The 16,165-nt window shown below is 60.8% G+C and carries 16 protein-coding genes; 11 read left to right on the top strand and 5 right to left on the bottom strand.

All coding sequences use genetic code 11. The annotated features are described in order from the left end of the window. Positions 1–88: 88 nt before the first annotated feature. Entirely contained in the window at positions 89–277 is a 189-nt protein-coding gene (locus ACV7NQ_RS19730; RefSeq protein ID WP_463365746.1) for a ferredoxin, read from the bottom strand. Positions 278–432: 155 nt separating this feature from the next. On the opposite strand from ACV7NQ_RS19730, the gene ACV7NQ_RS19725 reads away from it, so the two are divergent. The 8 genes from ACV7NQ_RS19725 (at position 433) to ACV7NQ_RS19690 (ending at position 8,507) form a co-directional block, all read left to right on the top strand. Continuing rightward, the gene (locus ACV7NQ_RS19725; protein WP_463361007.1) at positions 433–1,626 is read left to right on the top strand and encodes an acyl-CoA dehydrogenase family protein; all 1,194 of its coding nucleotides are present in this window, start codon (positions 433–435) and stop codon (positions 1,624–1,626) included. A 31-nt stretch (positions 1,627–1,657) separates the two neighbouring features. Then, positions 1,658–2,767 carry an acyl-CoA dehydrogenase family protein gene (locus ACV7NQ_RS19720; RefSeq protein WP_463361006.1) on the top strand — a complete coding sequence of 370 codons (1,110 nt, stop codon included), beginning with the start codon at positions 1,658–1,660 and terminating at the stop codon, positions 2,765–2,767. A 182-nt stretch (positions 2,768–2,949) separates the two neighbouring features. Then, a complete protein-coding gene (locus ACV7NQ_RS19715; protein ID WP_463361005.1) occupies positions 2,950–3,189 on the top strand; it encodes a type II toxin-antitoxin system Phd/YefM family antitoxin in 240 nt (79 codons plus the stop codon). 72 nt (positions 3,190–3,261) lie between these two features. After that, positions 3,262–3,429 (top strand): hypothetical protein, encoded by a 168-nt coding sequence (locus ACV7NQ_RS19710; protein WP_463361004.1) that lies wholly within the window; start codon positions 3,262–3,264, stop codon positions 3,427–3,429. 1,131 nt (positions 3,430–4,560) lie between these two features. Beyond that, on the top strand, positions 4,561–5,586 hold the full coding sequence (locus ACV7NQ_RS19705; protein WP_463361003.1) for a hypothetical protein: 1,026 nt from the start codon (positions 4,561–4,563) through the stop codon (positions 5,584–5,586). Next, the gene (locus ACV7NQ_RS19700; protein WP_463361002.1) at positions 5,586–5,897 is read left to right on the top strand and encodes a hypothetical protein; all 312 of its coding nucleotides are present in this window, start codon (positions 5,586–5,588) and stop codon (positions 5,895–5,897) included. The genes ACV7NQ_RS19705 and ACV7NQ_RS19700 overlap by 1 nt, the downstream gene beginning before the upstream one ends. 15 nt (positions 5,898–5,912) lie before the next feature. Beyond that, positions 5,913–6,692, top strand: coding sequence for a hypothetical protein (locus ACV7NQ_RS19695; protein ID WP_463361001.1), 780 nt, complete (start codon positions 5,913–5,915; stop codon positions 6,690–6,692). Between the two features lie 606 nt (positions 6,693–7,298). Beyond that, the gene (locus ACV7NQ_RS19690) at positions 7,299–8,507 is read left to right on the top strand and encodes an ISAs1 family transposase (RefSeq protein WP_463358437.1); all 1,209 of its coding nucleotides are present in this window, start codon (positions 7,299–7,301) and stop codon (positions 8,505–8,507) included. A gap of 76 nt (positions 8,508–8,583) precedes the next feature. Here the strand turns inward: ACV7NQ_RS19690 and ACV7NQ_RS19685 are convergent, their stop codons facing one another. From ACV7NQ_RS19685 to ACV7NQ_RS19670, 4 genes are all read right to left on the bottom strand, one after another. Then, positions 8,584–9,129, bottom strand: a complete 546-nt coding sequence (locus ACV7NQ_RS19685; protein ID WP_463361000.1) for a hypothetical protein — start codon at positions 9,127–9,129, stop codon at positions 8,584–8,586. Then, complete coding sequence (locus tag ACV7NQ_RS19680; protein WP_463360999.1) at positions 9,126–9,995, bottom strand: hypothetical protein; 870 nt, start codon at positions 9,993–9,995, stop codon at positions 9,126–9,128. Before ACV7NQ_RS19680 ends, ACV7NQ_RS19685 begins: the two co-directional genes overlap by 4 nt. A 2-nt stretch (positions 9,996–9,997) precedes the next feature. Then, the gene (locus ACV7NQ_RS19675; protein WP_463360998.1) at positions 9,998–10,309 is read right to left on the bottom strand and encodes a hypothetical protein; all 312 of its coding nucleotides are present in this window, start codon (positions 10,307–10,309) and stop codon (positions 9,998–10,000) included. Between the two features lie 247 nt (positions 10,310–10,556). Then, positions 10,557–10,889: a hypothetical protein gene (locus ACV7NQ_RS19670; protein ID WP_463360997.1), complete on the bottom strand. Its 333-nt coding sequence runs from the start codon at positions 10,887–10,889 to the stop codon at positions 10,557–10,559. Positions 10,890–11,527: 638 nt separating this feature from the next. On the opposite strand from ACV7NQ_RS19670, the gene ACV7NQ_RS19665 reads away from it, so the two are divergent. The 3 genes from ACV7NQ_RS19665 (at position 11,528) to ACV7NQ_RS19655 (ending at position 15,690) form a co-directional block, all read left to right on the top strand. Then, positions 11,528–11,926 (top strand): hypothetical protein, encoded by a 399-nt coding sequence (locus ACV7NQ_RS19665; protein ID WP_463360996.1) that lies wholly within the window; start codon positions 11,528–11,530, stop codon positions 11,924–11,926. 472 nt (positions 11,927–12,398) lie between these two features. Beyond that, on the top strand, positions 12,399–13,472 hold the full coding sequence (locus tag ACV7NQ_RS19660) for a hypothetical protein (RefSeq protein WP_463360995.1): 1,074 nt from the start codon (positions 12,399–12,401) through the stop codon (positions 13,470–13,472). Then, positions 13,411–15,690 (top strand): type ISP restriction/modification enzyme, encoded by a 2,280-nt coding sequence (locus tag ACV7NQ_RS19655; protein WP_463360994.1) that lies wholly within the window; start codon positions 13,411–13,413, stop codon positions 15,688–15,690. Before ACV7NQ_RS19660 ends, ACV7NQ_RS19655 begins: the two co-directional genes overlap by 62 nt. The last annotated feature ends 475 nt before the right edge of the window (positions 15,691–16,165 follow it).

The raw sequence follows: 16,165 nt of genomic DNA, 5'->3' as shown, positions 1-16,165 counted from the left end.
GCCCGACGGGGCTGTGCTGATGGTTCGCTCGCTTCGCTCACTCACGGCGCCGACTCTAGAACGTGTTCCTATCAAGAGCAAGAAGCGGTCACAGCAACCGCAAGGCTGCCTTCGGGCACTGCGCCACCGCATCCTCCACATCGGCGAGCCGATCCGCGGGCACCTCGGCCGCGACGATGTGCAATACGTCCTCATCATCGAGTTCGAACACGTCGGGGGCGATTCCGACGCAGATTCCGTTCGCTTCACACTGGTCCAGATCGACACTGACCTTCATGACAACTCCTTTGACACGACTCTGGCCGAAGCCTAACAAGGCGATGTGGCGGCGCGCGCCATCATCGAACGGATTCACCTGCAATACTGGAACATGTTCCAGTTTATATGCAATGATCGACTGAACCCAATCGAACGAAGGCATGAGGTATTGCCATGCGCATTGCGTACACGCCGCAGCAGGAAGAGCTCCGCGCGGAGCTGCGCGACTACTTCGCGCGGCTGATCACACCGGAGCGCCGAGCCGCGCTGAGCTCGCAGACCGGCGAGTACGGGCAGGGCAACGTGTACCGCGAAGTCGTGCAGGAGATGGGCCACGACGGCTGGCTGACCCTGGCATGGCCCAAGGAATACGGCGGCCAGGACCGGCCGACGATGGACCAGCTGATCTTCACCGACGAGGCGGCCATCGCGGGCGCGCCGGTGCCGTTCCTGACCATCAACTCGGTGGCGCCGACGATCATGCACTACGGCAGCGAGGAGCAGAAGAAATTCTTCCTGCCCAAGATCGCCGCGGGCGAACTGCACTTCTCCATCGGCTACTCCGAGCCGGGCGCGGGCACCGACCTGGCCAGCCTGCGCACCACCGCCGTGCGCGACGGCGACGACTATGTGATCAACGGTCAGAAGATGTGGACCAGCCTGATCGCTTACGCCGATTACATCTGGCTGGCCGTGCGCACCGACCCCACCGCCAAGAAGCACAAGGGCATCAGCATGCTCATCGTGCCGACCACGGCGGAGGGCTTCTCGTGGACGCCGGTGCACACCATGGCGGGCCCGGATACCAGCGCCACCTACTACCAGGACGTCCGCGTGCCGGCGAGTTCGGTGGTCGGTCAGGAGAACGGCGGCTGGGCACTGATCACCAATCAGCTCAATCACGAGCGGGTCGCGCTGACCTCGGCCGGACCGCTCAGCCTCACGCTGAGCCAGACCGTGGACTGGGCGCGCAATACCAAGTCGGCCGACGGCCAGCGGGTGATCGATAAGGAATGGGTACAGCTCAATCTGGCCAGGGTGCACGCCAAGGTCGAGTACCTGAAGCTGATGAACTGGGAGATCGCCAGCCGCGCCGATGCGGGCGGCGAAGCGGCACCGCGGCCGTGGGATGCCTCCACCTGCAAGGTGTACGGCACCGAGCTGGCTACCGAGGCATACCGGCTGCTGATGGAGGTCCTCGGTCCCCAGGCGTACCTGCGGCAGGACTCCCCCGGCTCCGTGCTGCACGGGCGGCTCGAGCGGATGCACCGGGCCGCGCTCATCCTCACCTTCGGTGGCGGCACCAACGAGGTCCAGCGCGACATCATCGCCATGACCGCCCTGAAACAGCCGGCCTCGGCACGCTGACGCCACACCTTTCGAAAGTAGGTAGATCGCCATGGATTTCACCCCAACCGAGGCCCAGCTCGATCTCGGCCGGCTGACGGGCGAGGTGTGCGGCAAGCTGGTCACCGCCGACCGGCTGCGCGAACTCGACAAGACCGCCGTGCGTTTCGACGAACCGCTCTGGGCCTCATTGGCCGAGACGGGCGTACTGGCGGCAGCTCTGCCGGAAGCAGTGGGCGGCAACGGCTTCGGCCCGCTCGAGCAGAGCGCCATCCTGCGTGAGCTCGGCAGGCATGTGGCCGCGGTGCCGTACCTGTGGTCGGTCGTACTCGGCGCGGGCGCGCTGGCCGCGTTCGGCACTGACGCACAACATGATTGGGCCAACCGAGCCGGTACCGGAAGCGCGATCCTCACGGTCGCACTGGCCGAGGAGCGGAACTGGGAGCCGACCAAGCCGGCCACAACCGCGGTCGAAACCGACGGTGCCTGGCGGGTGACCGGCGCCAAGCTGGCGGTGCCGTTCGCCGCGCAGGCCACCCGAATCCTGGTTCCGGCAACGCTTTCCGGTCGCACCGCAGTGTTCCTCGTCGATCCCTCCGATGCGTCGATCCAGCTCACCGCCCAGCAGGTGACCGACCTGAGCGCCGAGTACTCGATCGAATTCCACGACACCCCTGCCGAATTGGTCGGCACCGTGGACGACGGCGCCGAAATCCTGGACTGGCTGCTGACCCGGGCCTGGCTCGGCCTGAGCTCCCAACAGCTCGGTACCGTCGAGCGCGCACTGGAGCTCGTCGCCGACTACGCCCGCGAGCGTGAACAATTCGGCAAGGCCGTGGGCAGCTTCCAGGCCGTCGCCCAGCGCCTCGCCGATGCCTACATCGATGTCCAGGGCCTGCGCCTGGCGGTCACCCAGGCCACCTGGCAACTCTCGGAGAACCTGCCGAGCACCGAAGCGGTGCACACCGCCAAGTTCTGGGCCGCCGACGCGGGACATCGCGTGGCGCACACCGTCATTCACGTGCACGGCGGTGTCGGCATCGATCGTGACCACATCGTGCACAACTACTTCACCGCCGCCAAGCACAATGAATTCGCTCTGGGTGCGGCCACCGATCACCTCCGAGCCATCGGCGCCCTACTAGCGGACACTCCTGCCTGACCTCGTCGCTAGCGACTGCTTGCAGGTCGCTCGAAAAGGTCAGCTAGCGACTGCTTGCAGGTCCCTCGAAAAGGTCGGTATCCGCCCCCGAATCGGCCCGCCGACCCTGCCACCGGCGGGCCGATTGCCGTGGTAGCGGCACACTTCTGTACGTAATTTCGACTTAGAAGTACAGTTTTGCTATGACTGCATCGCCCGCCCCCGAAAACTGGGAACTCCCGGTCACTGAAGCAAGAGAGCGACTGGCCGAGGTCATCGCAGCGGCCGAGGCGGGTACGGTCGTGCATCTCACCCGCCATGGCCGAAGAGTCGCGGCAGTTGTCCCCGAAGTCATGGCGGAGACGGCGGACAGCCAGGTCCGCACGTTGTCCGAGCAGTTTGCCAAACGCCACCGCAGTCTGCTCGACAGGCTCGCTGAGTGACGAGGCCCTCGCCCTACTATCTGACCGTCGCAGACCTGCATGTCATCGCCGGCGACGTCATCGAAAATTACCTTGTCCGCGACCACGGCCGCTGCCATTTTCCTCGCCCGCAACGATTTCTCTATCGACTTGCTTGACGAGGATCTCGCGTACGAGTTGATAATCTCGGTAGCCAGCGGCACGATGCATGAGGTCGCCGAGATTGCTGAGCACCTCGCCGAGGCGCTCGATTACCGCTGACGGGAGCGTAGGCCAGGTCGACAGCCTGGCAGGACCGCTCAGCGGCCATTCCGGTGAAGGAACACCACGCCGGAATCGCCTGTGGCGGTTCGCGACAGCGTACTGGCGGTCGTGTCAAGTATCCGGTACAAAACCTCCGGATGTGCTCATTCGCAAAACCACACTCTCATCGAGCGGATTTGATCCGGTTTTCATGGAACCGGAAGCGTAGGAAAGACGTCCTATGTTGTGACCGGAAGTCTGATCCCTGCGCAAGGAGACCGATGCTGATCGTCAATGCTCTACATGCAACGCTCGCGACACCGCCGGACCTGCGCTCGGCATCCAGGCCGCCGAGGTCACACATCGTCATGCGGCGGCATTGCTGTCGCTCACTCATCCGAACCGGTTGGCGATCCAATAGGGTCTGCGCCTCGGATCAATTTAGGGGGTATTGGTTACGGCGCTGGCCGACTCGGGGCTACGCTCGTTTCGGTACTCGCCGAACAACATGTTGTTGGGCCGCTTGGCATTTGCCATCTATCCAGTCCGCCCGCGCGACTGATCGAGGCATCGGAGCGGGACTCGGCTCAACCAGGAACTCACCAGCAAGGAAAGTGAACGACAGCGTGACTATTTCTTTGATCGGGGTTGGCCTGTTCGAGATAACGCTCGACGATGGCCGTCTCCCCGTTCAGGTCGGCGTGAACCAGAACCTGCATGCCCACCGCGGAATGAATCGTCTCAGATTTATACCCGTGCAATATCCGTCATCGCACTTTCGGGCTGATTAGCCTGCGAATCTCGGCCGCGGCATTTCAGCAGACATTCGGCAGATAACCCGAAGATCAGCCCCTCGAAATAGCTGCAATACAAGCTTTCTGAGCCCGGAGCGACCAAACGCCCGGCGGTAGCGCACATTTGCGCTCCGGCGGTGCCATCGGGCGGGATCTGCGCATGAAGTACATTCGTCCACAATGGCTTTCGCGCGCGGAAGCACCACTTCTGCCCCGTTTGACAAAACGAACGATGCCAGACAGGGTGGTGGCGTCCGCCTCATGGTGGAGGTAGCGCGAATGGGGGTTTGATGCAGATTCCAGAGAAGACAACGCTGTCCGCGTCGACGGCCAGCGGTAACCGCGAGGTGCAATGATGGCTGGCCAAGGGTTCTACAACCACTACGACGACCCCGACGAATTCTGGGACGAAGCACCCCTTGAACAGAAACCCAAAACCTCTCCTGCGGCGTCGACTCCACACCATCCGGTCAGCCCGCCTCCTTTGTTCAGTCCAGACCCGCCGGCGACGCCCGCTCGTCCCGTCACCCCGCCTCGCCCGTTCAACCCGCCTCCTCCCGTCGCCCCCGCAGGTCCCGATACCTCGCCGACATCAAGTTTGTGGGGGGCGCCTTTTTCCGCACCCGGTACGACGCCTCCTCAAACATCAGATTTAGGAGGATTCGACAAGATACTCAACGACCTTGCCCAGTTCCACGCGTATACCCAAGAAATATCCGGTCTGATGCAAGAGGTCTTTTCCGCCGGGCCGTCCCACGTTACAGGTCGCGATAGCACGGGGGCGGTGGAGGTCATTCTCACGGACACAGGAGAACTTGCTCAAATTATCGTTTCAGACAACTGGCGACGATACCTCGATCCAGGTGGTATCGGTACAGCCGTTGTCAACGCCGTCAAGAACGCCGAGCAGCAACGTTTCGAATCGACCTGCACCACCGCAGTCGAAAACGGCACTATCGATAGACTCGAAACATTAAGTATGGACGACGTCGTACCGACCAAGTTCGCCCCACCAGAACCCACACCCTCCCCTACAGTCGGCACCGAGCAGCTACTGGAGGAGGCGCTTCAAATGCTGAACAGCAATCCCGACGAAGAGAAGTTCGGCGAATTCGTGGGCACGGCCGGTTCGGAGGACGAACTCTATGCTTCGGTCACGTTGAGCCAAAACAGTATTGCCGACTGCATCGTCCGCATTCCATGGGGAATGGATGCCGGAGGCGGCCCGATTGCGTGGGCAGTCAAAGAATCATATGACCAGGCCCATAGTCACCGACTCGCCGCCGGGACCCGCAATTCGCCGAACGCATTCGGGACGCTGGCCAGCGACGCTATTCAGGCCTTACTGAACATCAAAAATCAATCGAGGAGGGGAAACTAGTGGGTGCTGATCCACAGAAACTCAGGGTTGCTACTGACTCATTGCGTAACGACGCAAATGTTTGGGATGGCAAGTCAACCACCATGTCGGACCTCAAGACAAAGATAGAGACCTTGACGTTCACCCACCTTGAAGCGGGATTGTTCCAGGTTATCGTCAGTGCGAACGATGAACTTGTCACGGACTTGGCCAGCCGATCAAGCGAAGCTTCCCAGCGCTTCACTGAGGTGGCCAACGTGCTGCGCGTTTGCGCAGATACTTACGAGGCCGAGGATGCGGCGGGCAAGCATCGCATCGACAATGTTTGGTAAATCAGAAAGCTAATAATGAGTTTTGATATTTCTCAATACAATTCGGTTCTCGATGGGTTTGACAAGTTCTTTAGCGAGGTTGATGACGCAATTAGAATCGAGGTCCCGAATGCCAAGGACGATGCCCTTGATCTCCCCTACGTGAGATTACTTCCCGCGCTTCAGCGGGTCATCAAGGCTTGCGCAGACAAGATTATCGAGATTTGCAAATGGATATGGGAAAAGATCAAAGAAATATACCATGGAGTACGCGCACCGTACGAAATGTACCTGCGAAGCAAGGACTGGGCGGATGTGCGGGACGCTGCAAGCGGGGTCAAGCAGGGGCTCGACCCCAACAATGTGCATGCACTTCGAAACTGGGAAGGTGCGGCGCGAACATCGTATATGCAGACGTGCACCAGCCAGAGTGGCGCCGCAGGAACATTTTCTGACATCGCCGAGAAGGCGAGGAGTGCGATGATGGATTCTGCGTTGGGGGGCCTCGCCTTTTATGTCGGGGTGCTGCTGACTTGTGCTGAATTCCTTATGGGTCTCGCCAGAGCGATCGGTGAGCTGTGCACCGGTGTTGGAGCAGGTGTCAGCATCGCCGATATCGCCGCCACATCCGGGATCTCCACAGCAGCGCTCTGGACTTCAATCGGCCTGCTAGCGACCTTTCTCGGATCACAGGCAAAAGCATACGGTGAGCTCGATAGGGCCTTCCCCGACGGGAAGTGGCCGGACTCGCAGGCGTCGAGTTTTGGTGATGCATCGGTTGAAGGGGACAACAAATCCAATTGGAAGATCGTGTAATCGTGTCCCATGAAGGGCTCCAGAGCGGAACGAAACGGGAACGGCGGGTCCGCGTGTTCGGGCTCGTTGTCTCAGCAATCGTGCCCACCCTGATCGGGTGTGGACTTATATTCACGTTCGCCGGTGATGTGGTGGGAGCCGGTCTCGTCCAGCGAGTTGCGATCGGGTTAGCGTTGGCAGTGCTGCTGCTTGGGATCGCAATCAGCCTACGAGAGCCGCCACAGGGGCGACTCCTGGTCGTAATGCGCAGCGCTTTTTTCACTACATATGCGGCGGTGGCAGTAGCGGCGGTTCTCACGTTCCCAGACGAGGATTGGGGAATCTTGTCAATGTCAATCCCGCTCTACTTTTCGCAGGTCGCTTCCATCCACAATGTGTATGAACACTGTGTCCAACCAACTGGATCGTGGGGTAAAAGAAGAAGAAGAAGAAAAAGATGAGCCTTTTCATCCTGCCCTGAGAGCTCAGGGCTCCGGCGTTGTCGGTCTGCAAGCCGGTGAGCTGCGGTAATTAGCTGTGCGACACGCCGTTTCGGATGCGAGGCGGACACGGGTGGCTCGAGGAGGATGAAGGTTCCTTAGGCCAGAATCTTCCCCGGAGTCGCCCGTGTCCGTCTGTTCAGTATCCCTTGTCGAGCCCGTTGTGGAGGTGTTGGATCGACGGCGCGTCGAACCGGAAACCCACACGGTCGCACCGTGTTTGCTGGAGGTGCTGAAGACGGTTCCCGACCCGCGTGATCCCCGTGGAATCCGGTACCCGTTGGTGGGGTTGCTGGCGATCATGATCCTGGCCACGGCGGCGGGGATGCAGTCGGTGGCCGGGTTCGCCACCTGGGTGCGTACCGCGCCACCGGAAGTGTTGGCAGAACTGGGCATCCGAGTGCGTCGCCCGAGCGAGAAGACGTTGCGAACCCTCATCGCCAGACTCGACGCCGCGGATCTGGATCGCCGGTTGGGTGACTATTTCGCCGCCGTGGCCGCTGCCGCGGACTCCGGCGGACTGATGGCGGTGGCCCTGGATGGCAAAACCGTGCGCGGGGCGCGCCTGGGCGGGGGCCGCGCACCGCACCTGGTGTCGATCTTCGCCCACCACGCGCGATTGGTCCTCGGCCAGCTGGCAGTCGCCGCGAAGTCCAACGAAATCCCCACGGTGCGAAAGCTTCTGAAGGCAATGAACCGGACCGGGCTCATCGCCACGATCGATGCGATGCACACGCAGGTCGCCACGGCGAAACTGATCTGCGGGCAGCTCAAGTCGCACTATTTGATGACGGTGAAGGCGAATCAGCCCAAGCTGTTGGCTCGCATTATCGCCCAGCCGTGGGCCGAGGTCCCCATCGCCCACCGTGACGCCGACGCCAAGCCATCGCACGGCAGGATCGAGACCCGCACCATGAAGGTGCTGAGCGTGCCGCGCGGGATCGGGTTTCCCTACGCCCGCCAGATCATGCAGATCACCCGCGAACGCGTCCAGGTCACCACCGGGAAACTGACGGTCGAGACCGTATACGCCATCTGCAGTGTCACCTTCGAGCAAGCCAAACCCCGACAGTTAGCCGAATGGTTGCGAAACCATTGGGGAATTGAGAATGCGATCCACTGGGTCCGTGATGTGACCTACGACGAAGACCGCAGCACCCTGCGGACCGGCACCGCTCCGCAAGTCGCCGCGACGCTCCGAAACACGGCGATAAGCCTTCACCGCATCGATGGTGCCGCCAACATCGCCGAGGCCTGCCGGACGACAGCCTTCTCACCGAACAGAGGCCTCCACCTGCTGACGAACACCCAAAACCCTTGGTCGCAGGCTAGTTAGGCGACAACGCCGGAGCCCTGCCTGAGAGCTGGTGTCGCAGCGCTTGGCGCTACAGCGGTCGATCGGCCAGTGAAGATCATGAACCCTTCAAGGCGCGAATCATATTCACCAGAACGGGTGCGCCCGCTTGCGTCCCTTTCTCATCGCCCTGTTCGAACCCGAGTTCACCCTTCCATCCGTCGATACTGGCAGTCAGCATGAATGATGGGAGCGTGGTGGAGGGATCCAAGGGAGCCGGTACGGGTTCCACGATTTCGGAGATGGCCACACCGTCCACTGTTATGACGCGAGCCGGGAAATTCTCTTCTGTCGAATATGTCGAGTCCTCGACTATGCGAGACAGAAAGACGTATCCGAGGTAATCCCGTTCCGGCGTTTGATAACTGCATCCGTTGCCGGTCCCAATTTTCTCGGTCAGTGGCCTGGTGGCAGTCACACTGGCCTCTAATTTAGTGGCATTATACCGAGTGGTAAAGAACTGTTTCGGAAAATCGCACAACTCCTGGAGCGTATGGTTGCTCGACGACACTGCGTACTTGTCGGGATGGGTGCGGGGTAGCAGGCCGCATCCGGGCAGAAATATCGTCAGCACCGAAATCGCGGCAACCTTCAGCAGATTCATGTCGCCTGCCATTCGGTGGGGCTGGTAACGTTGATGTTGAAGGCGTCAGATTTACTTTGCGGCCAACAGTTGTTGTAGAATCCTTTCTGGTTTGACGTGGCTTCGGTTATCTTTTTTATGCTCTTCTGTTCTGCGGTAAGAGCTTGGACGAGCTTATCTCCGTAATCTATTGCACTCTTGATGATCTTGCCAAGAAGATCTATAGCATCTGAAACTCCAAACGGGGCCCCAACTCCGGTGGCAATTTTACCTAGAGCTGCGGCGAAGTCCACAAGAAAACCGGCTACGTCCTTAACGATGGTGGAGTAGAAATTCCAAGCGGCATCTGATATCGACCCGAGAGTGTCACTCATTTTATCGCAGATCGTTTTGGCCGAATCCATGGCGGTGTCCTGGAGCGTACGTGCCGCCGCGTATTTGAGTGCCGCCGCACCCGCCCAATAGCCGGTTAAGCTCCCGTTGTTCACTTCGTTGTTCTGGGCCTCGCCGATCTTAGATTTCAGAGTCAGCCAGTCCCCGCTTGTTTGCAGGAACACAATAGGAGCCTTCAATCCATCGACGGCTTTCTGCAGTTCCTCCAAAAGTTCTTGGATCTTTTTCTTTATCTCTTCTTTGTGGTCTTTTAGGTAGCCGGTCATATCATCTTCGCTTATTGCGCCGTAAGCTGCTCCAGCCGCCGCGCCGATCACAGTGCCGAAGATAGGTACGACCGATCCGAAGGCTGCTCCTTCGCTCGCCGAAAGCGCAATCGCTGCCTGCTCGAATTTCTTCTCAACTTCGGCAGGCTGAGTCCTGATTTGCTCTATCTGGTTCGAGAACTTTCTAAGTACATTATTGATCTCTTCGAGAGATTTGGTAGCGCCCATTACTATCCTTCGTCGAGTTTGATCAGGATGTTTGCGAAGTTTTGGTCTTGTTCTTGGTACACCTTGGCGACATGTTCGAGGACGGCTCCGATGGAATCTGTTTCCGTGGATCCCTCGGTCAGCCGGTCGTACATGCATTGCGCGGCCGCGACTTGAGCATCCCATGCCTCCTGAAATAATGCCCAGACAACCTCTTTGTTGCCATTTTGAATATTCTGTGCCTTTGTCGCGGCTTCGCCGAGCCTGTCGGACGCATGACCCCAGGCCCTCGAAGCGGAAACCAACTCGTTCAGATCTAGCGCGAAATTGGCCATTATGAGTTCCTCATCAGATAGTTTTTGTATTCCCCGAGTTCGTACTCGAGTTCGTCATCGGAGCGGGCCGCCCACGATCCGCCTTCGTGGAAGTTTGGGCGCTGTTGACGGATCTGATTCGCGCAGTCGACGATATCGTGGGCGATGTACGATGGGCTGGCCGTTGCTGCCCATCGCCCATCGATGTTGATCTCACCGATACGCGAGATACTCGCTGCGACAGTGACCGAAGGTCGACCGAAGTCGGTCAAGGGACCTCGGCCAACGAATTCGTCACGCAGGCGCAGGGCTCGTTCGACCGTTCGACTGCCTCGAATTCGGAGAGTGACTGTGTGTCGAGGAGTGTGATCAATTCGGCACGGCGCGAGGGAGATTTGCTCAACGCGGCCCATTTCCCTGATGTGATGATCGGCGCGTCGTGACGCCAAAGTGCCACGTAGTAGCCAGTCATTGCCGCTGCGGAGAAATATTGTGGATCCAAACGGTTGTGGAGATTGCGGTTTACTTCGACGTGTACAGGAAGGCGACCTTCATCGAGATTCATCTCGAACAGTCCCAACCCGATGAGGCCAGTAGTCACTCCGTCATTCACTTCCTCCGCTGTTGTCCATACAAAGCATTCTTAATCATCATGTTGTCGGCCTGCACCAGTTGCGGATGAGGCACTCTCAGTTCGATCAAGCCGACTTCTCCTCGGATTCCCATGACCTCTCGGCAAGGGTTGGCGGGCCCCATGTGGGCAACGCCCTTCTTGGGAATCGGCAATCAAACCCCCCGCTTGCGCCTAATCGACCGCCACGCGCGGCGACCGCGACGATCCTCTCTGCACCTAAAGGTCTTGTCAAGCTGGCCAATCGGTCGTCGTCCGTCGGGAAAGCTGCTGCGAGCGAACCGACTTCGCGGTCGACCATGCCTCGGTGAAGGTCCCGGGCCAGGCAGTTTCCCGTACCGGCGGCGCGAGCGCCGGATCCAGGACGAACTCTCGATGCTCTTGGGTGCCAAGCACATACACGGCGACGATCGGCACGGCTGGGCCAGAGATCATCAACTGAACAGTTTGATGGCGAAATGGAACTTGGGCAGCGCCTGAGTTAGGGCCGCAGTCGAGCATTGCGATCCTGGCAGTCCTATGTCTGATCGAAGCCGCTCGTTTCCACAACAATTTCTCGCTGCAGTACCCCCTTATCGTAGGGTGCATCGACACGTTTGCAACGCCGAATGGACGTCAACTCGACAGGAAACCGAGTAAAAACTACCGTCTACGCGTTGACCACTGCGGTTATCGCGGGATTCACTGCATTGCTGTGGCACAGCCTGCTGGTTACCAGCTGTGAGGGCATCGAGTACAGCGAACTCGATGTCATCGCGCTGACTCTCACCGCCGTGGTCACGGTCCTTGTGATTCCCGTCATCTGGCTGGGCTACCGGACCCCTCGGCTCGTGCATATTGCAGCGATCGCAATTCTGTCGTCGAGCATTGCGACCCTGGCAGTCCTATGTCTGATCGAAGCCGCTCGTTTCCACAGCAATTTCTCGCTGCTGTACGCCCTTATCGTAGGGTGCATCGACACGTTTGCGACGCTGGTCCTCCTGCACCTCTGGCGCAGCATCCGGTGAGTAGTTCGATGATCTCCGGGAGTCGGCGCGGGTTCATTGAGCTTGCTATCGCTGCGGGAGTTACATGGCCGGTCAATTCGACCCGCCATCATGGCCACCGATCCCAAAGGCACCGGCCGCAAACGCTGGTCCAACCGATGGAAGGAGACCCTCAACGCCTTCGACACGACCTTCGACGGACGCCTGTCCACCGGACGGAAGTAACTGCAGGACAACAACTTACACCGTTATCTTGACAGTCCCGCGAGCTATAACCATTGACGTGTGGGTACTTTTCGTGGGATTTTGTTGGGCCTCGGTGTCGTCGTATGGCGTCAGTTGCGAAGGTGATGGTCAACCACTAAGCACCGTCACGAAGACCTGTCGTAGACGGCGTGAATTCTTTTGAGCGAGCGAGAGCAGGTCAGCGAGTCGTGTCGGTGTTGGTGGGTAGTGTCACGCCCGGATGGATCGCTGGGACGGAAGGACGCGGATGAGCAGCGCAGTGCCGCGGTGGCTGTCGGATGCGGTGGCCGAGTTCGGGTCTGCCTGCCGTGACAAGCTGGCGGGCCCGGGGGATCGCGAGGCGGCGATCCGAACTCCGCTCGAGGGCCTGCTTGGGGCAGTCGGTTCCCGTCTGGGGATTCCGGCTGTGTTCCATGACGAGGTACGCGATACGTCGCGGCGAGTCCGTCCTGACTACGGTGTCAGCGTCGACAGTGCTGTGATCGGGTACATCGAGGTCAAGGCACCGGGCAAACCGATAGATCCGGCGCGGCTGACCGGTCACGACAAGCGGCAGTGGGAGCGGCAGAAGGATCTGCCGAACTTGCTGTACACGAACGGTACCGAGTGGCGGCTGTACCAGGACGGGGAGCCCCGGGGTGGGCCGCTGTCTTTTGGCGGCGGTGATCTCACCGTTGCGGGGGCCGGGCTGGAGGCGCCCGCGCAGTTCGAGTCCCTGATGGCGGCTTTTCTGCGCTGGCAGCCGAATCCGATCACGTCCGTGGCGGCGCTGGTCCGGGCGGTCGCACCGTTGACCCGGCTCCTGCGCGGTGAAGTGCTCGACCAATTGGAGGTCGAGCGGTATGCGGTTCGGGGAGGGGAGGACAAGGACGCCCAGTCGTTCCTCGGGCTCGCGCATGATTGGCGAATGCTGCTGTTCCCGCAGGCAAGCGATGCCACCTTTGCCGACGGGTACGCGCAGACGGTCACTTTCGCTCTGTTGCTCGCGCGGACCGAAGGAATCGATATCGCGGGATCTTCCCTGCATGAGGTAGGAAAGGCCCTCGGTTCGGGTCACTCCTTGATGGGGCGCGCGTTACAGCTGCTCACGTCTGACGTGGCAGCGGACTTCGTGGTGACGCTCGGTCTGCTCGTACGAGTGGTCGGCGCGGTGGACTGGCCGCGGGTCCGGCGTGGCAGACGTGACACGTACCTGCACCTGTACGAGCACTTCCTCGAGGACTACGACAACGATCTGCGCACGCGAGGTCGTCGATTTCATGGTGCGGCTGACCGAGGAGGCGCTGGTCTCGCGATTGGACAAGGCCGAAGGTTTCCGTGACGAGGACGTCACGACGATCGATCCGGCGATGGGCACGGGAACGTATCTGCACACGATTCTCGAGCGCGTCGCCGAAGTGGTGGAGGCGTACGACGGACCAGGCGCGGTGCCCGGAGCAGTCCAGCAGGTCGCGGAACGGCTTGTCGGTTTCGAGCTGCAAATGGGTCCGTACGCGGTCGCGGAGCTGCGCACTGCCGATCTGCTCAAGACGCACCGGGCCAGCCCGCCGCCGACCGGCATGCACCTGTATGTGACCGATACTCTGGATGATCCATACGCGGCGCAGACACAGCTTGCGTCGGGGCTGCGTTTGATCGCCCAGCAGCGCAGGAAGGCCAACAAGGTCAAGGCCAAGGCGGCCGTGACCGTGGTCATCGGCAATCCGCCGTACCGGGAGCGGGCCGAGGGCCTGGGCGGCTGGGTCGAATCGGGAAGCAAGGCGGATGGGAAGAACCCGCGTGCGATTCTCGAGGACTTCCGGGAGGAGGCCAACGGTCGCGTCGAGTACACCCTCAAGAACCTGTATGTGTACTTCTGGCGGTGGGCCACGTGGAAGGTGTGGGAATCCACACCAACCGATCCAGATGGTGACTCGGGGATCGTCTGCTTCATCTCGACATCCGGATATCTGCGCGGGCCAGGATTCAAGGGTATGCGCCGCTATCTGCGGAAATGGGCGTCCGAGGGGTGGGTCGTCGATGTGACGCCGGAAGGTCAGACACCCGATATCCCGACCCGAATTTTCCCAGGCGTACGGCAGCCGCTGGCCATCGGCCTGTTCGTCCGGAAGGCCGACACCTCAGCCGATACACCGGCCGCGATCCGGTTCCGGTCGATCACCGGCAGCCAGGCACAGAAGTTCGACGCGCTCAAGGCGATCACACTGGACGGGGCGGGGTGGCAGTTGACTCGTACGGACTGGACAGCGCCGCTCACGCCGGCCGCAGACGGCGCATGGGACGACCACCCCGCCATGGACGACCTCCTCCCCTGGGTCGCACCTGGTGTCAAGCCGAATCGAACGTGGATCTACGCGCCGGCACGGTCGATCCTCGATGAACGGTGGAGACAGATCATCGGAGCTTCGACACGAGAAGAGAAGGTGCGCCTCTTCAAGGAGAGCCGAGATGCGTATCTTGATCGAGTGAAGAAGCCGCTGCGTGGTGCGGGAACTCATCAGTTCGCCGGCCCGTTTGCGGCTGAAACGGGGCCCCCGCCAGCGGTGCTTCGAATCGCATACCGCGCGTTCGATCGGCAGTGGATCATTCCCGATTCGCGGCTCATGCATGCTGAGAGTCCTCCACTGTGGGAGTCTCGGATTCCGGGGCAAGTCTTCGTGGTCGAACAGCATTCCAAGCCCATAAGTAGCGGGCCCGGCCTGCTGTTCACGACCTTGATACCTGACATGGACCTCTTCAACAATCGAGGCGGGCGAGCGCTGCCGTGCCTGCACCCTGACGGCTCGGCGAACCTCGCGCCCGGACTCCTGAACGCACTGAACTCTGTTCTCGTATGCGAAATCTCGGCTGCGCACGTCCTCGCCTACATCGCGGGCGTCGTCGCGCATCCCGCCTACACACGCACCTTCGCCGACGAGCTCACGACTCCGGGCATCCGTGTTCCGATCACGGGTGATGCGGAACTGTTCACCGAAGCAGTCGAATTGGGTGAACGGGTGCTGTGGCTGCACACCTACGGTGAAATTTTCTCGGACGCGGACCGGCCGGAAGGGAACGTGCGGTATCCGGTCGGCGACGAGCGCCGGCCCCGGGCGCTGACGCCGATCACGGAAATGCCGGCGACCATGGATTACGACGAGAATCGGCGGGTTCTGCGGCTCGGCGCAGGCGAGTTCGGTCCCGTGCCGCCCGCCGTCTGGGCCTACGATGTCGGCGGAAAGAACGTCCTGAAGTCGTGGTTCAACTACCGCAAGGCATCCCCCGGCGGGAAGAAGACCTCACCGCTCGACAATATCCACGTGCACCAGTGGCCCGCCGAGTGGACATCGGAGCTACTCGACCTATTGTCCGTGCTCGGGCGTCTCGTCGAACTGGAGCCCCAACAGGAGGACCTGCTGGGCAGGATTCTCAACGGACCGCTGCTGACCAAAGCGACTCTCGCCACGGAAGGCACACGCTGGCCGGCGAACGGCAACGACCGCAAACCACGACGAGCGCTCTCCCCAACGAGCGACAATGCCGAGGCAACCCTACTCTGAGTCGGGGGGCCACCGCCCTGAGAACCATCGACCGGCCGGGCGTGAACTCGCCATTTCTGAAAGCACTCTCATGCCCCGTGTGGTCTCGAACACTGACCATGCCGATTTCGAAGCGGACAGGCATGGACGCATGGCGCCGTGCGCGCCCGCTGCACAGTCGAACGCCGGGCGACACTCGACTAGTAACCGGACTCCACCATGGGGGCGTCGAGAACGACGTACCACCAGTACTCGCTAGGTCGGTCAGGCGCGGTAGCGGCACGCACCGCCACGATCGGGTTCGTCGTCACGCGACGATTGCCACCCCGCAGGCGTGCGACACCCCCTGTCGGAACCTCGGATCAATGGTTCGCTTACTGCCCGCGCCGACCGCCTTCGACCTACTCGGGTTATGCGAAGGGATCGCGGGTTGCGTCGCAAGGTTCCGTGCCCGCAGGCCGGCCCACGGATCATTGATCACGCCGTCGGTGAGACC

The sequence above is a fragment of the Nocardia sp. Tas62D01 genome (assembly GCF_055232035.1).
Note: the sequence above shows the minus strand (reverse complement) of the source record. Positions and strands in the feature narration are given on the sequence as shown.

Bases quoted from the DNA above. Each gene is read 5' to 3' on its own strand.
- ACV7NQ_RS19730 (WP_463365746.1), bottom strand. From the start codon at position 277: ATGAAGGTCAGTGTCGATCTGGACCAGTGTGAAGCGAACGGAATCTGC.
- ACV7NQ_RS19725 (WP_463361007.1), top strand. From the start codon at position 433: ATGCGCATTGCGTACACGCCGCAGCAGGAAGAGCTCCGCGCGGAGCTG.
- ACV7NQ_RS19720 (WP_463361006.1), top strand. From the start codon at position 1,658: ATGGATTTCACCCCAACCGAGGCCCAGCTCGATCTCGGCCGGCTGACG.
- ACV7NQ_RS19715 (WP_463361005.1), top strand. From the start codon at position 2,950: ATGACTGCATCGCCCGCCCCCGAAAACTGGGAACTCCCGGTCACTGAA.
- ACV7NQ_RS19705 (WP_463361003.1), top strand. From the start codon at position 4,561: ATGGCTGGCCAAGGGTTCTACAACCACTACGACGACCCCGACGAATTC.
- ACV7NQ_RS19695 (WP_463361001.1), top strand. From the start codon at position 5,913: ATGAGTTTTGATATTTCTCAATACAATTCGGTTCTCGATGGGTTTGAC.
- ACV7NQ_RS19685 (WP_463361000.1), bottom strand. From the start codon at position 9,129: ATGAATCTGCTGAAGGTTGCCGCGATTTCGGTGCTGACGATATTTCTG.
- ACV7NQ_RS19680 (WP_463360999.1), bottom strand. From the start codon at position 9,995: ATGGGCGCTACCAAATCTCTCGAAGAGATCAATAATGTACTTAGAAAG.
- ACV7NQ_RS19675 (WP_463360998.1), bottom strand. From the start codon at position 10,309: ATGGCCAATTTCGCGCTAGATCTGAACGAGTTGGTTTCCGCTTCGAGG.
- ACV7NQ_RS19665 (WP_463360996.1), top strand. From the start codon at position 11,528: ATGGACGTCAACTCGACAGGAAACCGAGTAAAAACTACCGTCTACGCG.
- ACV7NQ_RS19660 (WP_463360995.1), top strand. From the start codon at position 12,399: ATGAGCAGCGCAGTGCCGCGGTGGCTGTCGGATGCGGTGGCCGAGTTC.
- ACV7NQ_RS19655 (WP_463360994.1), top strand. From the start codon at position 13,411: ATGGTGCGGCTGACCGAGGAGGCGCTGGTCTCGCGATTGGACAAGGCC.